Genomic DNA, 19238 nt, shown 5'->3' with positions numbered 1-19238 from the left:
TCCTTTTGAAACGCCTTCAAGACTGTTGTTCATCCGACGACAGAGCAAGCTGAACTGTGCTAGCAAAGTCGTTTGGTTGCGCCCGCTTCGTGTATAACAATACTCTCCACTCTCCGTTTCCGCACTGATGCGCACTATAAGAATGGTAAAAGTGTTAGTCATTCTGATGCGGAAAAACGTCTAGTCCCAGTTAAAAAAGAATTTCCTTGGTTAAAGGAAATATCCAGCGTAATTCTTCAACAATGCCTGCGAGATCAACAAGAAGCATTTAAAAACTTTTGGGCGGGTCGCGCTCAATACCCCAAGTTCAAAAAAAAACATTCAAGACAAAGAATCCGGTGATTTATTGCCAAAAGCAAAGAGCCGTTGAATATTCGTTGGAGTCGAGAACTAGCTTCCGAACCTTCTAGTATCACCATTAGCAAGGATAGGGCAGGCAGGTACTTTGTTTCTGTATTCGACGCATGTGAGTGCGTAACGTGCCTCGATTCAATCCTAGTATTCTTGAGGCTTTCGCTTGATTACCTCGACAGTGAATGACGACTTCCTCAAGCACAACATCTCGAACAAATGGCAAAAGAGCGGACACATCCGGCGTGGCTGTCCGACTGTCGCGAGTGTGTGAAAGAAGCGCGTTGAGGTGTTCTAGAAAGAGTTTATTATCAATAGGTTTACAAGGCATGATGGTATTGCTGTGTTATGACGATGAATGCCCTCATTATACGACACAACTCTCAAAATACTGAGTCAAGCTTGAGACGCAATATGGCAAAATGACGTTATCTGAATGCTGAACGTTGAGACGATATGGGAAAACTCAATGATGCACAATTACAGCGCCGCATCGAACATATTTTAGAACGCCATCCTAACGCCTCGTCCTTAGTCGTGCGCCAGCGTCTAATGTCAAACCTAAAGCCATCGCACATATATCCGCACTTAGTACCCTTCTACGAGCAGTACCGCATTGATGATAGTGCCGATATTCAGCGCGAGCTGAAAAAAATGATGTCGATTCACTTAGGGCTGAGCATCATCGCGCAAACCTTGTCTATAGGTTGCTTTAACTACCGGCAAGTAGAAAAAGCCTTGTTAGAGTTGACGGCTGATTTTGACCATCTAGCACAAGCTCAGCGCTGTAAAGAGTTGCGCTTTGGTCATGGCACACCAACGGATGAACATCACCAATCTCAAATTGTGATGACGTTACAAAGGCTAGGTCACCGCTTACCCGATATTTGGCAAGTATTGCGGCAAACCACCGAAAGTAACAAGATAACCAAGCCAAGATAACAAACGTTATCCCCCGAATTATCAGTAGCCTATCCCTGTTTTGGGAGGCTCGCTATAACTTCGAAGTATGACGACAATACCTACTTGTTGGTGCTCTAGAAGCCTCTTAAACTAGCGATGCGGCTTTTCGAGCTGTGGGTTAAAGTGAGAGCATTGAGTACAGCTATAGGGACGTACAAGGATGTGAAAAGCCGCCCACAGACTGTCTTTATCCTTTTTTGTTTTTCGGCAAAACACGCCAATTACCGCTCATTAATCAGACGCCTTTTAGGAGCAGCATCGCTAATTAGGCTTTGAATAATCAATCGTGTATCGACACGTTGGAAACGAAGTGCAACCATAGAATGCCTTCCCTTTATTTACTCCTCGTTTCACCACTCGTTTTACAAGGACAGACTGACAGTTTGGGCATACTTTCGGTACCAGTTTCATGTCGCTCGTTGGCTTTGGTGGTTTATTTTCAAAGCTCCGTCCATCCTCAATAATATGAACCAACTCTGAGCCGTTGACCAACCACAGGCGTTTATCTTGTGCGTAAGCAATGGCTTCCGATGTAAAGTCTCCTGACGTGACGATAATCATTTTGCTTGCGTGGTGCTCTATCATGACACCGTACATTTCTCGAAGTACCTGAATGCCAACTTTCTTGGCCTTCCAGTGCTTACATTGCACTAGGCTTAGCTCTCCATCTTTCGTCAACCAAATATCAATGCCGCCGTCAGGCTTTTGTGAAAAAGACTGCTTTACGGTATAACCTTGATGCTTAAAGTACTCGCCGACATAGGATTCAAACTCTAGCCAGCTTAATTGGTGGAATGGAGTGGTTACTTGTTTCGAGCGAATATGTGAGGTGGTCGCCCGATACCTCTGCCTTCTCTGAAATTGTTTAAAAAAGGCAATCGGCGCGGGAATAAAAAACAGCAACGCAAAATACGGTGCGAACATGGAAAGATTTGGGGCGACTGCATTGAAAACAAAGTTGTTACTGCTGGCAGCAAGCTCTGGTAATACGTATGAAAGGGCGACATACACACCTATCGATAAAATCACACTTAACCACCACGGTGCATCCATCAAATGCCAGATGATGCCATCACTTTTCCTTGCCATTAATCTTTCCTTAAATATGCACTAAAGTGCATTTAATCATAGTTTGGGTGGTAGGCAAATCATGATGAGCATTAATCGATAAAACATTTTGTTACGGGCTCAAATTGTTATCTTCTACTTTCTACTAATACAACCTCCTCAAAACATCGTGTCACTCCGAATATTTTTGCTTACCAACGTCACAAAACTGAACTGTTAGAGATGGCCTAAACCCGCTCATATCACTATGCAAAGTGTGAACTTTCAGATTGGAACATTTACTCTCTCTACCTACTCAACCAAATGCACTATTGAATGCTCAAATTTCCCGTCAAATCACCACAGTGATGAGTGTCATAGAGCTTGATACAGTTCGACTATTTAACGTGTGGCGGTGAACCCTTTTCCGCTCATTTCCTCGTTGTCATAAGAGCCGAATGGTATGGTTAATGATGTAAACTTCACCTTTGATGTTTCTGGGTTCTCCGGTGCATTTAAAGTCGAAAGCTTCCGGGTCACGGAAACAGTCTCTTCCCCCTTTGAAATGAACCTGACGGTGTTGTCCGATGACGATGCCATCACGTTTGAAGCCTTAAGCCGAAAAATGGGTGTCCTAAGCTTGTTTGGTCAAGGTATGGGGACTGCTCGTCAGTTTAATGGCAGTATCTCTGAGCTTCGCTATTTGGGTACTGGTCGCCGCTTCTCGCGTTATCATATTACCTTGGTTCCACACCTTTGGTTTCTCACTCAGCGCCAAGACTGTCGCATCTTCCAGATGCAAACCGCGCCCGACATCCTTCGTCAGGTCTTTGATGATGCAGGCATGAGCGATTACCGCTTTGAATTGTCAGCGCAATACGAAGCGAAAGAGTACGTTCTTCAATACCGTGAGAATGACCAGCACTTTGTTCAGCGTTTAATGGCAGAGCATGGCCTTTGGTACTATTTCGAACACAGTGACGCTGGGCATACCATGGTTATCGTCGATAGCAATGATGCGATACCTGAACTCATCAGTTCACCCACTAATGCTTCTTACCTAGGACCTGTGATTTATCACGCCCAAGGTGGTGGCACGCCAGACCGAGAGCATATTTTCGATCTTGAGCAAATCCATCGTACTCGCACTGGCATCGTCAGTTATGGCGATTACAACTATCTCACGCCAAAGATTCCGCAAGGTACAAGCGCCGATGAAGGCCCGAACTTTGATTTGCAGCGCTACGATTATCTTGGCCGTTACACAACGCCAGAATTAGGTCAGCAGCGTACAACAGAGTGGATGTCCGAATACACGGTGGACAGCCATCAGATTGAAGCTGCGAGCGATATCATGCGTCTTACCGCAGGTTACAGCTTCGATATTAGCCAGCACCCTCGCTCAAACATCAACCGTGATTACCTAATGTTGACGGTGATGCACACGGGCTTTAACCCTCGTGTACACGAAGAAGAATCGAGCGATGAGCCTACAACTTATCACAATCAGTTTGTCTGCTTACCACGAGACGTAACATTCCGTGCACCTAAAATGGCGTCACCTGTCGTTGATGGTCCTCAAACCGCGGTTGTAGTTGGTCCTGCGGGTGAAGAAATCTACACCGATGAATATGGACGCATCAAAGTTCAGTTCCATTGGGACCGCTATGCGCAAAGTGATGAACATAGTTCATGTTGGTTACGTGTTAGTCAATCAATGGCAGCCCCGAACTGGGGAGCAGTCTATCTACCTCGTATTGGGCATGAAGTGATTGTGACCTTCCTAGAAGGCGACCCAGACCGCCCACTAGTGACGGGCGCGGTTTACAACGGTTTACACACGCCGCCATACCCATTACCAGAAAACAAAACGCGCACAGTGTTTAGAACCCAAAGCCATAAGGCTGAAGGTTACAACGAAATGTATTTTGAGGATGAAAGTGACCAAGAAGAGGTTCACTTCCGTGCTCAAAAAGACATGAAGACCAAAGTGCTCAATAACCGTTATCGAGATATCGGTAATGATGAAGAGTTAAAAGTCGGCAACAACCAAGAAAACAACATTTTAGGCGACCGTAAAGAAGTGATTGACGGGCATAAAACCTCCATCACTAAGCAAACCTTTGTGGAGCAAGTTGAGGAAGATGTTCACGTTACTTACAACGCGAATGAATCCGAGAAAATAGCCAACAACCGAGATTTGTACATCGACGAAAATCGTCAAACTTTGATTGGTAAAGACGATTCACTGGATGTAGGGCAAGACCAAAACACGGTAATCATGGCATCGCGCTCAATTGATGTAGGGGCTGACGACACAAATAGCATCGGCAATAACCTCAGTGTCGAAGTGAACGGCAACACCTCTATCCGCTCTGATGGCGAAACAGCGGTGGTCTCTGCGGATGAAATCAAGGTCCTCGTCGGCGCATCCAGCTTAGTGCTAAAGAGCAGCGGCAACATCCATTTAAACGGCACCTCCATTACGATTGATGGTGCGAGTAGTGTCACCGCAACGGGTGGAAAAGTAGACATCAATCCGAGCGGCGCGGCAAACGGCAACAGCAGCGTTTCTACAAGGCGTCCTAAAGGATTATCTATAGCGAAGAAAACACCACCTGTTATGTCTCCGGCCGCTTATAAAGGGTTTGTTGAAGATGGTGGCTTAATGCAAGAACTGTGTGATTGTGGGAGCGGTAAAACATGTCAAATACACAGCTAAATCCAAACTGGCGAATTCAAGGTAATGCCCAACCGAACCTAATTACGAATCAACAAGCGTACGCGATTATCGAACCTCTTCTTTGGCCTGAATGGAAAAAGAAATTGGAGGCGCATCTTGAGTCATTCGAGGTTATCCCGTTGATGGCTGGTACTCGTCTATCACACCTCAATGAGGGGCCTGTCTTAGTTTCTATCGGATCATCAGAAGAGGCACTTCAGGCATGCGTAGCTAAGATGAGCCAGACACCTTGTGGTTGTTTGGTTTGGAGTTCGCCATCTTACTCTTCTTCGGAGGTCGCAACCTCATTGCGTCAGCGTCTCTTTGTATCGCGCAATCAAGGAGAAGCATTGTTTCGATTTTATGAGCCCAGAACTCTAGTACCTTTAATGGCAGCATTAAGTGATGAGGAGCGACGACAAATGTTTCCTTTACTCTCATCTCTGCATTGGCATAGCAAACAATGGCTAAGTATTAACCTATCCCACGCTAGTGAGGCTACTACGTCAATTCAACCTTGGACACTCTCGCAAGAACAGCTGAGTACAATGCAAAACATTGCGCAGCAATGGTAATGGACGCGTTTCATGAGTAACAAAACCTACGTAATTAAACCCGGTGACACCCTTATTGGCATCGGTATCGAGCAAAGTGTTAACTTCAACATCTTGTTAGAGCTAAACCCCAAGTACCAACCAAATCCTGATTTAATCCAAGTTGGCGATACCTTAATCCTTCCTAGTCAGGAAGAGGAAGAACCTATCCCTGTCGAGTTTCCGGTAGAGCCAATCGCCAAAATGTGTCCAAAAGAGAAAGGGACAATTGTCGCGGCGCTTTTGTGTGAACCAAAGGAAATTGAAGATATCATTTTTGCCACGGGTGAATCAGCGAACCGATTCTATTGCCTAACGAAAGAATCGGTGGAAAAGCTTGATAAGGAAATCGAAGAAACGACGAAGTTATTTCAATGCTACAGTGACCTAGTCCATCAAGCTCCAACGGGCAAAGAAACATGGGCTGAGTTGGAAAAGCATACGCAAAAGCGAGAAGCCCTATGCGCCGACCTGATATACGCAGGCATATTGCCAGATCCCAGCCGTAAGAATCCAGCAAGTGTCAAAGCAGAACAGTCTCGAAAAGAAAAGGTTGAGAGAGAAAAAGCTTTGGAAAACCAGCGAATGGCTAACGCTAAAGTAACCGAGTTGAAAAAGCGTATCCGCTACATTGAGGAATACTCAAATTGGTTTGGCTCTGAAGACTCAGCCATTGAGCTAAAAGAGCGTTTGACTGCAACAGTCGTACCAAACCTTAAGAAAGAGCTTGCGACGTGGGAAAAGATGGCCAAAGTTCCACCAACCAAAGAGAGCTCTTCTGGCAAGCCTGTTGATGCTAAAAAAATGGCGGTAAAAGAGAGAGCATTGGATGGCATTGTAACAAATACTGGGGTTAGAGAGTTGTACTCGATTAATCGCGGCGTTTACACCTATGTTCGAGAAGCATTCTTTCAAGAGGAAACAACCGTTCGTAACAGTTGGCGAAATACCTCGAATACTAACAACGCAAACCGAGCATTACGTACGGGAAAAATCAAAGAATTTGGTAAAGCTATCGCTGACGATATCACCAGCGACCTTGAGCAGAAAAAGCTTGCTCCTGATATTAAAGCCAATCTTGCGAAGTGGCAGGCGCCCGGCGGAAAAATTGCTGAATGGAAATCGACGGATACACTCTTGCGCGACGATGAAGGCAATACAATGTTTGCGGTGAGTTCTGAGGCGCAACTTGGTCGCTGGGGAATGCAAGCGGCTGTCGATGCTGAGTTAAACCCATTTGAGAAAGATGAGCACGGTAATGCGAAAGGAAACGTAGATTTAGGTGTAGGTGCTTCTGCGGGCTTTTCTGCCTTTGAAGCGGCCATTACGGCAGAAGTCTTCTTACCTAGCGATGCGGGTTATACGCCATGCCTAAATTACACCGATGCGAATGGTCAGCCAGCCTTACACTCCTTTGGCAGTTTTCGCTTTAATGCCAAAATGAAAGTGGGTTGTTTTGTGGGCGTAGTTGCTCAAGCAAAAGCAGGTATCAGTAACAGAAAGCCGGAAACTGGTGATGATGTTGGGATATTGTTTGACCCTCATGTGAGTATGGGCAACGCAGGAGGCGGTCAAATAGGCATCAAGGCCAGTGTTTTTGGTGGTGGCCAGTTAAGTGGTGAGTTTGCAGGAGGCGTTCAATGGAAAGCGCCAGAAATAGATCAAATCACAAACTTTAACTCTTTGGCTGAAATCCAGACTGAAGGCAATGTTTCCGTTGGTGGTGGTTATAACGCAGATTTCGAGCTCTATTTAGAGAATAATCAATTTTTCTTAAAAGTATCGGCTAAATTAGTTTGGGGGGCTGGTGGCGGTGGCGGTTTTGCTGTTGCTATCAACGTACAAGAAATCTGGAATTTAGCAAAAGTAATCTGGCAAGGACTCCAGTATGTAGACTATCGTCAATTAGGGAATATAAATAAAGAGGCTTATGCGTACCTTGTAGACGCAACCTATTACGCCTTTGCCGTTGTAGAAGCGTTTTCGTCCCCTGTAAATGCACTTGAAAACCTAGTTTCATTTGGGGCAAAAGAAATTCAAGCTATAGGTCAGCGACGGATTATCCTTGAAAAAGAGGCATTGTTGATATCTGAAAGGATCTTGAATAGTTCAACTCGCAGTGGTGTCCCTTTTGATCAACTCTTACCTGAAGCTATTGGCCGTATGCTAGATACGCTTACCCGAACGTTTCTTTTTAATTGGGAAGAAAAACAGGAAGATGCCATTTGCACTTTATTGAAGGAGAGCGCTTACAGTTGGCATAAGTTTGAAGAAATCTTATCGAGAATGAATGACGAAGGGAGAAAAGAAACTGGTGAAGACGTGCTATTTAAAAGTATTCAGCGCATAAATGCTATTTTAGATGGTTCTCAACAGAGAGAGTTTAACTACTGGGTAGCTTCTCTAGCAGAAATGAACTCAGCTGAAAAGATTGCACAAGAACCTTTTGTTCCATATACAAGCATTGCCTTCACGAATAAGAAAATTCAAATAGGCCAGCAGTATGCTTCTCTGTACGGAAATCAATCGCCTTACCCTTATGTTTAATATATTGGCTGATTAAGCCAATATATTCTTAATTTAGGTATTTAGTTAATTATCACCAGCTTCAGTAGGTGATAATTGACTGAGGTTGTATAGAACAACGAAAGCTAAATGATGAAGAGTATATGTCCTGGTTTGGTTGTTCGCCACGTCGATCAAAGGTCATTACATTTCCCGCGCCATCGCGGATAACTTTTAGTTTACCAACCTTGGGGCCTTGAGGGTTTTGTTCAGGTGACTCAAGGTAATAATCTTTTTCATACCAATCATTGACCCATTCACTAATGTTGTTGTTCATCCCAAAGATGCCTAAAGGGTTTGCTGGCCAGTAACCAATATACTTCTCTTCTTTTATACTACTGTTAACAATTGAAGGGGAAACTTGAACATATTTATCAAGATTTACATCGAAATATTGATCTTCTGAGAGAGAGCGATAACCATCATTAGTAGCATAATAATAGTGCTGTCCACGACTTCTAGCGGCGTATTCCCACTGAGCCTCAGTCGGGAGGTCAAAAGATAAAGTAGATACCTTTCCCAGCCATAAGCAATAATCTTTAGCCTCCTGCCAGCTTTTAGTTGAGGCCGCTTTGTTATGTTTTGCCTCCGAATCAACTATTCTCTTGTATTCTTCATCTGTTCTAAGCATCTGTTTATCTTTTAATGGCTTATAACTTGTTATGATTCCAGCAGCTACAGGAAGCTCATTAATCTGCCGCATCCACTCCATATCCATAAAGCTGGTCTCATATTTAGACATAGAGTAAGAATCGAGGGTTACTTTATGTAAATGTTGCGCACCAGAGAGGTTGGTAGCAAAGTTAAAACATTGCGCATCAGGAGACCAATCTAAACGGTTCTCAGATTTTGTTGGGAAATCACAATCCATCTTGAAATCGCCCATATCAAAGCTTCCGCCTTCTACGAACACCATGTTCTCGATAGCTCGTACCACCACTTCTGCCGCTTTCTGCTTCTGTTCTTGAGTTGCTTCTGGGTAAAGCTCATTGATATTCGACGTTATCGTATCGATTTGTTTTTGTGAGACGGTCTCGCTAGACACCTTAATTGCTGAACTTTCGCTATTGCACGCAACCAATAGGGGAAGCACACAAGCCATACCTAACCATCTGTTTTTCATTTGGTATTCCTTTTACTTTATGTGCATATTTTACGCAAAAATAAAAGGAGAGAATAGTTTCAAAACGACTGTATGGCTAGTTATAACGACTGCGTTCCTGTTTTTGTTTAGGGGGAGGGGAGACTGTGCACAAGTGAGTTTAAGTATGTGACGCTTACTTAGAGATAAAATGACAATACTGGTTGAGTAGACAGGAGAGAAATGTGTTGGCTCATATCTTGTCTATTCTGTAAGTGGTTTTGGTTGTTGAACTGAACAACGGAAGCTGTGAGTTGGGGAGTAAGCGTCAAGAACAGGATCTTTACCAAAACGGTCAAAGGTTTTTACTCCTCCACCATCTCGAACAACCTTTTGAATACCATTTTCCGGTCCTTGCGGGTTGTGTTCAGGTGAGTTTAGGTAATACTCTTTTGCATACCAATCATTAACCCACTCCTGAATACCATTACTCATCCCATATACCCCCAGAGGATTTGCTGGCCATTGGCCAATATATTCTTCACTGCTAGTGCCACTATTTACTTCTGAGGGCTTTATATCGACATACTTACCAATATTCGGGTCAAAATATCGTCCTTCCCGAATGGAACGATAACCATCATTGGTTGCATAGTAATAATGTTGTCCGCGACTCCTTGCCGCAAACTCCCATTGCGCTTCTGTCGGAATATCAAATTCTAAAGTGGAAACTTTGCCCAACCACTGACAATAATCCTTTGCCTCTTGCCAAGATTTTGTATATGCAGCCTCATTGTTTTTCAAATTGTATTCAATAGCTTTCTTATATTTTTCATCTGTCCGCTCCATAGGCTTTGTCTTCAAAGGAATTACACTAATGAAGTTAGTGAGGGCTACCGGTAATCCATTTATTTGACGCATCCATTCCATATCCATAAAACTGGTCTCATATTTAGACATAGAGTAAGAATCGAGGGTGACTTTATGTAAATGTTGCGCACCAGAAAGGTTGGTAGCAAAGTTAAAACATTGCGCATCAGGAGACCAATCTAAACGGTTTTCAGTTTTCGTTGGGAAATCACAATCCATCTTGAAATCGCCCATATCAAAGCTGCCACCTTCGACGAACACCATGTTCTCGATAGCTCGTACCACCACTTCTGCCGCTTTCTGTTTCTGATCTGGAGTTGCTTCTGGGTAAAGCTCATTGATATTCGACACAATCGTATCGATTTGCTTTTGTGAGACCGTCTCGCTAGACACCTTAATTGCTGAACTTTCGCTATTGCACGCAACCAACAGGAGAAGCACACAAGCCATACCTAACCATGTTCCTGTTATAGAAAAGACTTTGATTGCTACTAGCAAGAAAGCACATGTGCGGTCTTGCCTCACTGTATTGTATCGATCCCAAAACATCCAGTGACTTTGCCTATTGCATGAATAGATGCTTAAATCACATACAGAAACACTGATGTTGGAACGAATGAGTGTTTACTGCGCTCTAAACACATTCTGAAGCATAAACATGCTTAGGGGAAATTGTTCTAGTTTTGCAACCTAAGCCACCTTACTTATTGTGGCTAAATAGGGGGGGCATATATTGTACTTGGGTTATTGTTCCTGCGTGTGTTTTTGGTAACAAAGTGCCCCTGTACTTGTTAATTATTCTCCACACCCCTCGCCCGGTGAGGGTGGGGATATAATACGTGATATGCGATAGCGTCTTAATCTGGAGTTGATTGACTCACTACGTAGGTTTTTAATGTTTCAATTATCGCACCCAAGCAAAGTATGAGCGAGACCATAGGACGGAGCTTTTGCTTTGTCTCGTAAGGTACGTGTTTTATAGCCGTAACTTTTGTCTTAAAACAATTCTTTGTTGTGGCACTCACGTTACGAACGCCATCACTAACGGAATTAGAAGCATAGGTCGATAGGCCAATGAGTAGTTACCGTTGATATTAAGATGTGTAAAAAGACAGCTCAATTCAAATTTAACATAAGATACATAATACGTACTTAGCATGTGGGCGCAAAGTTGTAATGTCACTTTTTTGGTAAAAACCATTCAAAATGAGATTTGTACATCCTTTGAGATTTAGTGGCTTGATACTAGGTTATTGTTATTAATGAACTTTTATTGAATGCCAATGGCTAATCACCAGCTTTACGTGCGAAAACCCTTTTGTTTTTGCAAATCTGTTGAGCTTTTTCACCAATGCTTAGTTGTTTTCAAAAGCAGCTGTGATTTGATGTTATCGTTTAATATTTTTTGGCGCGACTGCTTTTGAGGTCGACACGGGATTTAGTTTCTTTCCGTATTTCAGTATTGGATTATGATAGTAACGCCTCTCAAACTTGCTTATATTCTACATAGGAATTGGTAAGTATGATTTATTGCTCAGCTCAACAGATCATCATACGCCAATTCTGACTGCTTACCCAAATTGACTACTTATATACACAAGTAGTCAATTTTAAGATTTTATAAATTGCGTTTTGCCTAATAACTCCAATCCTCATATGCCAGCGGCAAACTATTGAGCAAGCTTCTCCGTTCGCGCCAATCCGGCAAGTGTTCATCCATCAATGATCTGAACCGCTCGTTATGATGACGTTCTAATAAATGGGTAAGCTCATGAACTAGAATGAACTCCAGGCACTCTGGCGGCTTTTTAGCGAGCTCAAGATTAAGCCAGATACGCTTATCACTACCATTACAACTGCCCCACTTGGTCTTCATTTTCTTGATGCCTACTGCACTAGCTTCAACTCCCAGTTTTTCTTGCCATAAGGGTAAAAGCTTCGACGACGTTGCTTTGATTTCTGACCGATAAAACTCGTTTAGCAACTTTAAACGACTCTCTGTTGTAGTTTTACTCGCAACACCAAGCTCTATCCGTTTACCTTTCACCTTAACATAATGTTTACCTGCTGTTTCTACAACACTAAGCAAATAACGTTGCCCCCAAAGATAATGGCTCTCACCTGCAACCATTTCCCTTACTGATTGACGACGCTGACTGGCAAAATCCGCTTGTTGCTGCTTGATCCATGCAAGCTTATTGATTACAGCTAAACGAATTGCTTGCTCACTCGTTGCAACAGGCACAGACAAACGCACTGTGCCATCGGGTGGTAATACGCTCAAGTGAATATTGTTTATCGTTTTACGATTAACGGTGAGCTCAATACCAGCAATGATTACTTCATAACTATCGGTCGTCACCATCAATGGTATTCCCTTTGCGCTTTGATGATGTCCATCATGCGATCCAACTTTTCATCAATTGCATCGTCATCGTCCATCCCAAAATCGTTAGTCGCCTCAAGGATCGCATTTTCAATTTTGCGCTCTTTGAACGTATCGCCAAGCCAATCAGCCTCTTTGTTCAACCGAACAGCGGTATCGACTTGTGTAATGAGCACCTCATCATTACCAAAGTTGTCATATAGCGCTTGCTTTGCAAGCGTATCAACCGAATCTGGATAATTGTAGGCTGTATTACTTGTCGGGTTGACGACTTTTTTGGCTAATGCTCGTATTTGCTCTAAATACTCTTGATAACTAATGACTTGTTCACGCCTCTGCTTAATCAGCTCATCAAGCAGCGTCGCCATACTTTCAAAGTATTTAGGGTTTACTGGGTTTTCATCGACAATCGTTTTGCGAACGTTGTTCTCGATCGCCTCAGCCATTGCTTCTTCATTTTTGCGAATGCCTTCAGGTAGTGAGTCCAATCCCTTACCACCATTATTTACCACTAAATCGATCAATCCAAACTCTTCAAAGTCCATTAGAGTTTCACTGTCATCCGCGCGAATATACATGTCGAGTAATTGACGCATCGCTGGTTCGAAACGCTTCATTTCCAGTAAGTCGCCGCTACTCAACTTAACTTCATCCCTAACTTTCTCAAAATAGGCAACTTCTTGTTTGATACTTTGTGCTTCCTCAGCGGTATAGCCAGCTTGCGCCATTTCATTGGCTAAATTGGTATAGGAACGGATAAGCTTTGCGACCGCTTGGTATAGGGTTAATCGAAGTGCTTCCTTTTCACTTCGCTCATCTTCATTGGTTGATTCAGCACCCGACTCGCCAACAAAATAATGCATGAAGGCTTGAGTATCCCTAGGGGCTTTTACTGGCTCACAGAGAGCTCGCGTCACTTCTAGCGCATTATCTAAGTCAATTCTCGCTTCTTTCAATCGATCTTTCAGAAGCCCTGCGACATCTTCATCGTCGTATCCGTCAAATGCCTCGGCGGTATAGTCTTTAATCGCTTTATCCAGAGAACGGAAGAGATCTTTATAATCAACAATATAACCATACTCTTTCTCTTCACCATCAAGCCGGTTTACGCGACATATAGCCTGAAATAAGTTGTGGTCAGCCATTTTTTTATCGATGTAAAGGTAGGTAGCCGATGGCGCGTCAAACCCTGTCAAGAGTTTATCAACGACAATCAACAAACGCATTTGGCCTGGTTCTTTGATAAAACGAGCTTTCACTTCCTCTTCAAATTTTTCTACCTTTTTAGACGCTTCGTCTTCACTTTGCTCAAAGTAATCGGCAAGCATTTTTCGGTAAGTGGCATATTTAAACAGCTTCTCCGTTTGACCTGCGCCCGACTCTTCGCCTTTGATAGAACTTGCCGCTGGCTGGTAACTAGTGACAATCGCACATTTTCCTGCAAGATCTGTCTTGCTGAATAAGTCATATACCACACAGGCCTGATGAACACTGGCACACACCAACATAGCATTACCGCGCCCTGAAGCTAGTGCAGGCTTTCGCTTCATATCCAGCCAAATATCCATCACGATACGCTCAAGTCTAGATTTACTCGAAAGAACCTTTTGCATCGTGCCCCATTTTTCTTTGAGCTGTATTTTAGCTAGGTTCGAGAGCCCCTGAGTGTTCGTGTCAAACCAAGTATCCACCCCTTTACTAGATGTTAAATGTTGATCGATATCTCGGGCTTCATATCGCAAATCCAGCACCACACCGTCACTCACCGCCTCATCAAATTTGTAGGTATGAATATAAGGACCAAATACTTCTAGAGACTTTTTCTTGTCCTTTTTCATTAGTGGCGTGCCTGTAAAGCCAATAAACATGGCCTCAGGTAAGATTGCTTTCATCGCATCATGTAGCTTTCCAGACTGGGTTCGATGACACTCATCCACCAACACAAACAAGTTCCCTTTTGCACTAAAATCATCTGGCAAAGAACCTTTTAATTCCTTAAGAAACTCCTCTGTGGTCTCGTTTTTTTCGCTTTCAGTGAGCTCCTCACCGTTTCTGCCAAATTTGTGCACAAGCGAACACATCAACCAAGGATTTGGCTGGTTGAGCGTTGCCACAAGATCACTTCCGCTTTTTGTACGATAGATTTCCTCATCCACGCCAGTAAAGACTTTTTCAATCTGGTCATCGAGTTCTTTTCTATCAGTGATGACCAGTACCCTAGAGTCCGTTACATTCTCTCGTATCCACTTGGCGAGCCATACCATAGTTAAACTCTTACCCGAACCTTGGGTGTGCCAAATAATCCCCCCCTGCTTAGAGGTGACGTATTTCTTAGCTGACTGGATGCCAAAGAATTGATTGTGACGGCAGGTTTTCTTGACTCCTGCATCGAATACAATAAAGTCATGCAGCAGTTGTAAGAAACGTTTTTTCTCACACAACTGGGCCATATGTTCATCAAGTAATGTTTCCGTCTGCATCGTTGCTGACGGCAATTGACGAGCACTTGGTTGCTCTTTCCATTCTAGATAGTACTTTTCAGACGTTTCAATGGTACCATAGCGAAGCCCTTGAGTATCATTGCCCGCCATCACAAGCTGCATGGTGGTAAAGAAGTTACGGATAAAGTCTTTCTTTTGGTTATCTAAGTTTTGGCGAATGCCTTCACTAACTGATACTGAAGAGCGCTTTAGCTCAATGACACCTAGCGCAATACCATTGACATAGATAACGATATCAGGACGCTTTTTCTTCTCACCTTGAATAGTGACTTCTTCAGCAATAGCAAAATTGTTTGCTTCAGGGTTTTCCCAGTCAATAAGCCATACAGTTTGATTTTGCTCACCTACTCCTTCTTTCTCTTTTACGCCGTAACGAAGTAAGCGATAGACCTCTTTATTGGCATCGTAAAGCTTTTTGCCTTCACCCAATGCAGCAGCAACATCGAGCTTTCTTAATGTTCGCTTGATAAGCGCGTCAGATATCCCACGTTTTGTAAGCCAATCGGTTAGCAGCGCTGTTTCGATATTTCGGTTACCTTCTCTATATTCCCAGTCACCCAAATAATCGTAATCTAGCTGATCTACAAAGAATCTTTTTAGGCGAGTTTGTGTCACTCGCTCTTTTTGTCCAACTCTACTCATACATTTGTTCCTGTTCTTGAGTCGTTCTTCAATACTTCTATCATTTGCTGTTCATGTTCGATGATTTGCTCTGTGTCCCATTTACCACTGTCATTTAAGTGTTGAATCATCTTGTACAGCTTTAAGGTATCGATATTTTTGTCATTGATGGCTGCTTTAAAGTGATCGCGCTTTGCCGAAGGTTGTACATTGCTTAACTTTGAGTTTTTACTGTGGCTGATAAGGCACAAGTTACCAAAACGATGCAGCTCGCTCTTATCCAGTTTTTTATGGCCATCTAAAGGGTGCTGTGGATAAAAGTGCTCGACTGAGCTTCGGAAGCTAAACTCAAACTGGTTGATAACCGCATCGGTACTGCTCTCTACTCCATTACACCACAGAAGATAATCTAGGTAGTTGAATACCAAGTTATTCTCAATCGCTCCATACGTTAGTAAGTCCATCACCGATTCATCATCACTATCTAAGGCTGGGTAACCCGCACCTTGGTAAATCATGGCGAAATACTCTGCACCCTCAGGCCGTAAAAAACGGCCAAACACAAACTGACGGGCTAAATGCTCAAGCTTTTCTAGATAAGCGACAGGCCTTATTTCATCCATATAGTACAATTGATACAGCGCACCATTGAGCCAGTGCTTATAGACCAAAGTTGGCGTGGATACGTGAAGAGCGCTCAACAGCATCAAAATACGTCGATTAATTCCGTCGAAGCCATCTTCACTGTCATTGGTCGCGCTGCTGTCAAAGGTGTTGATATAGCTTTGGCTCTTATCGTTGTAAAAATGTAAGCGCTTGAGGCTCCACTTATCTTCACCCTGAGCAAATTCACGCTTGATAATGTATTGGTCAAAAAGGTATTTAGACTTCAGTAAAGCAAATACAAAGGCTTTTACTGCTTCGATTCTTGCTTGCTTGTCCAACAAGTCTTTTGTAAGTAGATACTGTTCAAACTGCTCAAGTAAGCGTTTATCATCCAAGGCAACATCTTGCTGGGTAGATACCTTAAGTACGTGCAGTAAGAAGTTTGAAAAGTTAATCACGCTATTAAAGCGCTCTGGGGTGAGCTCAGACTCACCACGGCTTTTTGTTGTTGGTGGGTTAGCCAACATGTCACACAAACGGATAGAAACATCCGAATTTACACTGTCGTCGGTTTGCTGCTCAACACTAGCAATGATGCTCTGCACATCCTCAAAACTTTGTGGGATAAACAGGCCCCAATCATTTCTGCCAAAAAGCTGATGGCGCTCTGTTTTGCTAAAGCCGTACTGAATGTAGCGCTCCATGTTAGCAGTTGCATCCCACACTTTCGCTAACACATCAATACTCTGGTCGCGCTCATCTTTATCTTCAATGTCGTTCAATACTGACATCAAACGAGCTTTAACTACCTCGTGTTTTTCTAACTGCTCACCACGGTTATTCATCACCTCAAAGTAGTGATTTAAATCGGTGTCTTTTGGCACAGAAACACGAGCAATTTCCACCTGATTAAAAAGGTAGGCGCAGAAATCACCCAGTTTATTACCTAGAGCCAATAAACCTTTTTCAAGAAGATGATACCCCTCAACAACATCAAGGTTGAACTCATCATTTTTTAAGTGCTCTAATGCCACACCTTGCTTTAAGGCAGCAAAAGTGTCTGAGGATATTTGACGGCTTTCAAAGCCGAGATTGGGTGCGTCGTACCAACTCATATCAATGGATTGTGGCGCAGAGCGCTTGCTTTCAATTGAAATCTTGCCCTCTGAAATACGCTTGAGCGCAAAAGCGAGCAAAGTTAGTGTCGTAAAACGCTGTTGACCATCTATTACTTCAAACTGGCCATCAGAGCGCTCAAAGACCACCAAAGTACCAATATAATAGGGTTGGTTCGGCTTGTGATGCTGGTAGTCCTGCACATCTTGAATAAGTTGGTTGATTTCTCCTTCGCCCCAGGCGTAGTTGCGCTGATACATGGGCACGAGATAACGACTGGAATCGGCAAGCAATTCTTTCACTCTAAAGCTGTGTATTCCATCATGTGTTTTTGCGCCAAGACCGCTACTCATAATATTTCATCTCCTGAAACAGTCTCTCAATCTCTGCCAGCTTGGTGCCTTTAACCTCGCTTTGTTTAATGGTCGGTAGTGGCCAATTTAAAACATCACTTGGCTGTATCGCTTGCTTAATGCGCTCGAATACATTGTGCTTTAAAGCATGATTATCCATCGTTACCAACTGCACTACCTGCATTTTCAAGCGGCAGCGATAAGCCCAAATAAACAATTTTTCAATCGCTTGAGATAGTTGATGTGGCCCAAACTTATCCAAATAGAAGATCACCCCACAATCAAACAAGGTGCGAACGTAACCATCACCGGTGCGAGTGCGTGACGAGTAGCTGTTTAGGGTACGCAAAATCCGACTCGCTAATGACTCTAATTCATGCCCTAATATTGTGATTGGCTTGTGCTCTTCGCCTTTGTGCTCGCTGTCGATAATCGTACTAATGGTCCTTTGATAATGGCTAGTCATTTCAAAAAAACGGCGACCATTGATGATCATTTGGTCAAGATGAAATGGAAAGCTCATCGTTTGATGATCGATCTTCCTTTGGTATTGGCTGTTGTAGTCATCGACAAAGTGGTGAGATATTCTTAGCGGCTCTACATACGGGTACAACCCAACCTGTTCAAGATTTACGCCTTTAAACAGCCCTACTTGTGACTTACCAAAATACTGGGCAGGTTTACCCTGCGCCCAGTTACGAATGCGAAATAGATAATTGGCGAACAGGTTCGCAAGTTGCTTACTATGCAAACTCTCCCAATGACTCACCGACTGTGCTTTTAACTCGTTTTCTTGGTCTGAAAACTCGCGCAAGTGAAACGCTTTCAGTAGATCATGAGGATCGAGATCGCGCCCTCTGGCATTTTGGGAATCAAAAAACTGAAACGCCTCCGAAACATCATCTAACACAAACGTGACCACTTCACAGCGGTTGAGCAGAAAATCGATATCCGCTTCGGTAAAATCACTGCGGCTGACCGCCCTTTTCGCCGCCATAAAGTTTTGATGCAGATTGTGGTGCGAAATATCACTGCTGAAACGTTGTGCTGCCAAAAAGCGTGTAAGTGGTGCTTTAAGCTTTTGTAAGCTATCCCGCACATCTTGGCGCTTTATCGCTTGATGTTTGCTTGAGCTTTGCAGGCGTTCTTCTATTAACGCCTGTACTAATAACATCAAGGTCAGCGTGCGCTGCTGACCATCTACGATATCTAGCTGCTCGACTTTTTCATGAACATTGCCACCATCATAGTGACGGTGAAAAACCACCGCCCCTAAACGATAGGCCGACTTATCACGATACACTTTTAAATCGTTTAATAAATCAGCAAGGTTGGTTTGCGTCCATTTGTAAGGGCGCTGATACTTGGGAATAACCAAGTTTTTCAGCGTCAATAACTCACCGACTTTCGTCACCCGTTTATCAAGGAAGTGTGGCACTTCCTTTGCCATAACGCCGCTCACA

Annotated in this window: 13 protein-coding genes; 5 read left to right on the top strand and 8 right to left on the bottom strand. The window is 43.4% G+C overall.

Annotation, left to right across the window (positions count from 1 at the left end; translation table 11 throughout):
* Positions 1-56: 56 nt before the first annotated feature.
* The gene (locus tag KIT90_RS27850; protein ID WP_373417701.1) at positions 57-128 is read left to right on the top strand and encodes a helix-turn-helix domain-containing protein; all 72 of its coding nucleotides are present in this window, start codon (positions 57-59) and stop codon (positions 126-128) included.
* A gap of 290 nt (positions 129-418) precedes the next feature.
* Here KIT90_RS27850 and KIT90_RS27945 read toward each other — a convergent pair whose 3' ends face one another.
* Positions 419-682: a helix-turn-helix domain-containing protein gene (locus KIT90_RS27945; RefSeq protein ID WP_373417700.1), complete on the bottom strand. Its 264-nt coding sequence runs from the start codon at positions 680-682 to the stop codon at positions 419-421.
* Between the two features lie 125 nt (positions 683-807).
* Between KIT90_RS27945 and KIT90_RS18755 the strand changes: the two genes are divergently transcribed.
* Positions 808-1293, top strand: a complete 486-nt coding sequence (locus KIT90_RS18755) for a hypothetical protein (RefSeq protein ID WP_285377992.1) — start codon at positions 808-810, stop codon at positions 1291-1293.
* A gap of 282 nt (positions 1294-1575) precedes the next feature.
* Here the strand turns inward: KIT90_RS18755 and KIT90_RS18750 are convergent, their stop codons facing one another.
* Positions 1576-2403 (bottom strand): restriction endonuclease, encoded by an 828-nt coding sequence (locus KIT90_RS18750; protein ID WP_285377990.1) that lies wholly within the window; start codon positions 2401-2403, stop codon positions 1576-1578.
* Positions 2404-2824: 421 nt separating this feature from the next.
* Here KIT90_RS18750 and tssI point away from each other — a divergent pair, with 421 nt between their 5' ends.
* From tssI to KIT90_RS18735, 3 genes are read left to right on the top strand one after another with little or no spacing between them, the layout of a single operon-like run.
* A complete protein-coding gene (gene tssI / locus KIT90_RS18745) occupies positions 2825-5083 on the top strand; it encodes a type VI secretion system tip protein VgrG (protein ID WP_285377988.1) in 2259 nt (752 codons plus the stop codon).
* A complete protein-coding gene (locus KIT90_RS18740; protein WP_193270245.1) occupies positions 5065-5658 on the top strand; it encodes a DUF4123 domain-containing protein in 594 nt (197 codons plus the stop codon). The genes tssI and KIT90_RS18740 overlap by 19 nt, the downstream gene beginning before the upstream one ends.
* Positions 5659-5670: 12 nt before the next feature.
* Complete coding sequence (locus KIT90_RS18735) at positions 5671-8223, top strand: LysM peptidoglycan-binding domain-containing protein (protein WP_285377986.1); 2553 nt, start codon at positions 5671-5673, stop codon at positions 8221-8223.
* A 61-nt stretch (positions 8224-8284) separates the two neighbouring features.
* On the opposite strand, the gene KIT90_RS18730 is transcribed toward KIT90_RS18735, so the two are convergent.
* The 6 genes from KIT90_RS18730 to KIT90_RS18705 form a co-directional block, all read right to left on the bottom strand.
* Entirely contained in the window at positions 8285-9364 is a 1080-nt protein-coding gene (locus tag KIT90_RS18730) for an SUMF1/EgtB/PvdO family nonheme iron enzyme (RefSeq protein ID WP_285377985.1), read from the bottom strand.
* A 222-nt stretch (positions 9365-9586) separates the two neighbouring features.
* Positions 9587-10663 (bottom strand): SUMF1/EgtB/PvdO family nonheme iron enzyme, encoded by a 1077-nt coding sequence (locus KIT90_RS18725; RefSeq protein ID WP_285377996.1) that lies wholly within the window; start codon positions 10661-10663, stop codon positions 9587-9589.
* Positions 10664-11828: 1165 nt separating this feature from the next.
* The gene (locus tag KIT90_RS18720; protein ID WP_285377984.1) at positions 11829-12557 is read right to left on the bottom strand and encodes a M48 family metallopeptidase; all 729 of its coding nucleotides are present in this window, start codon (positions 12555-12557) and stop codon (positions 11829-11831) included.
* Positions 12557-15721 (bottom strand): type I restriction endonuclease subunit R, encoded by a 3165-nt coding sequence (locus KIT90_RS18715; RefSeq protein WP_285377983.1) that lies wholly within the window; start codon positions 15719-15721, stop codon positions 12557-12559. Before KIT90_RS18715 ends, KIT90_RS18720 begins: the two co-directional genes overlap by 1 nt.
* Positions 15718-17775 (bottom strand): DUF262 domain-containing HNH endonuclease family protein, encoded by a 2058-nt coding sequence (locus KIT90_RS18710; protein ID WP_285377982.1) that lies wholly within the window; start codon positions 17773-17775, stop codon positions 15718-15720. The genes KIT90_RS18715 and KIT90_RS18710 overlap by 4 nt, the downstream gene beginning before the upstream one ends.
* The gene (locus KIT90_RS18705; protein ID WP_285377980.1) at positions 17768-19237 is read right to left on the bottom strand and encodes a DUF262 domain-containing protein; all 1470 of its coding nucleotides are present in this window, start codon (positions 19235-19237) and stop codon (positions 17768-17770) included. Before KIT90_RS18705 ends, KIT90_RS18710 begins: the two co-directional genes overlap by 8 nt.
* Position 19238 lies beyond the last annotated feature (1 nt).

It is taken from the genome of Vibrio sp. B172a (genome assembly GCF_030248355.1).
Lineage (GTDB): Bacteria > Pseudomonadota > Gammaproteobacteria > Enterobacterales > Vibrionaceae > Vibrio > Vibrio owensii.
This window is presented reverse-complemented; position numbering and strand designations above follow the sequence as displayed.